Annotated in this window: 1 protein-coding gene; it reads right to left on the bottom strand. The window is 72.4% G+C overall.

What is annotated here, in order from left to right; genetic code table 11:
- Positions 1-71: 71 nt before the first annotated feature.
- On the bottom strand, positions 72-1,532 hold the full coding sequence (locus KLP40_RS21020; RefSeq protein WP_215595806.1) for an IS4 family transposase: 1,461 nt from the start codon (positions 1,530-1,532) through the stop codon (positions 72-74).
- Positions 1,533-1,610 lie beyond the last annotated feature (78 nt).

Below are 1,610 nucleotides of genomic sequence, written 5' to 3'. Positions count from 1 at the left end.
CTTGTCCTTACCCAAAACTTGCGAAGCGCGTCGGCCGGAAGGCCGACGCTTTTTTGTTGCGGGGTTAGGGGCTATTCGTCGCGTAGGTGCGCCGCCAAGTGGACGCCTTCGACGAGCAGGCGCAGGGTTTGGCGGCCGAGCCAGAGCGTTTGCCAGCCGGGTGGCCCGTCGCCGGTGCGGCCCAGGTGGCCGCCGAGCGCGGCCAGGGCCCGGTACGCCTCGTGCACGGTGCGGATCGGCCGGCGGCTCTGGAGACGCAGCACCCGTAATTCCGTTGGGCTCAGGCCGGCCGCCTCGGCCGGCTGGTCGGGTTCAAGCCGGCTTTTCTCGCGCAGATCGACCAGGGCCAGGGCCACTACGCTCAGCAGGGCCACGGCCGCGAACAGGCGGGCGGCCGTGTGCAGTTGCAGCTTTTCGGCGCCCAGGCCCGTTTTCAGGGCCTTGTGGAAGTCCTCGATCAGCCATCGGCTCGTATACTGGCGCACGCAGGTCAGGGCTTGGGCGAAGTCGGTGACCGGTTGGTCGCAGAGCAGCAGCCACTCCAGGCCGGGGCCCGTCGTCTCCAGGTCGCGTTCTTCCCAGACCCGCACCACGCTGGCCGGCACGGGCGCGCCTTTGCCCGTGGCCCCGCCCGGCCGCTGCGGCGCCCGTAGCGCCAGGTCAGGGCAGAAACTCACCTGCAGCACCACCTCCCGCGCCGGCTGGCGGGGTCGCCCGCGCAGGGCCAGTGGCACCGCACCCGCGCTGGGCTGGGCCCGCGCCCGCTCGAACAGACGGCCCGCCGGGGCCTTCTCTACCCCGCTGACCAGGGCCCGGTCCTGCGCCGCGCGCACCACGAAGCCCAGGCCCTGGGCCTGACACTGCTGCAGATGCTCGTAGATATCGGCCCCGCGGTCGGCCACCACCACCCAGCGCGTACCGGCCGGGGGCTGCCCCACCGCCCGCAGACTCTGCGTCCACAACGCCGACTCGCGCACGCGGCCCTGCCGGGGCCGGGAGCCGCCGTGCGGGTACGCTTTCTCCGCCTCGGGCACGGGCTGACGCACGTGAAACTGCTGGTCGAGCAAGCCCAGCAGCGGCAGCGCGGGCCGTTTGGCGGCCGGGTCGGGGTCCTCGGCGGGCCAGGCGGCGGCCACCAGCGAGTGCAACAGCACGCCCTGGCTATAGGGCTTTCCCTGCCCGACCGGCCCCAGGCCCGCCCGGCGCTCGGCCGCCTCGGGCCAGCTCAGCTCGCTCGTATCCTCGACGAGCAGAAACGTGCCCGGGGGCTGCAATTGCTGGCGGACCAGGTCCCGGTGCGGGGCCTGCACGGCCTCGGGCGTGGTGCGGGCCTGGGCCAGCAGGTGGTAGGCGGCCTTGCTGGCGTAGGCCTGCCCCTGGCTCAGGCGCGGGATGCTCGCCCCCGGCTGCCGGGCCCAGCCCGCCGCCAGCCGCACCACCCGCCGGCTGCGGCGTACATCGCCCAGCCGCACGGCCCCAAAATGCGTCTGCGCCCACACCTGCGCCTCGCCAAAACCGGTAGAAATGCTCATGCCCGCAAGCTACCCACCGGCCACAAAAAAAGCGCTGACCCACTGGTCAGCGCTTTCTGAGTTTTGGGTAAGGACAAG

Origin of the sequence: Hymenobacter piscis, assembly GCF_018760735.1 — a bacterium.
Taxonomy (GTDB): Bacteria; Bacteroidota; Bacteroidia; order Cytophagales; family Hymenobacteraceae; genus Hymenobacter; species Hymenobacter piscis.
The sequence above is the reverse complement of the archived record's forward strand: the minus strand, read 5'-3'. Positions and strand labels throughout refer to the sequence as shown.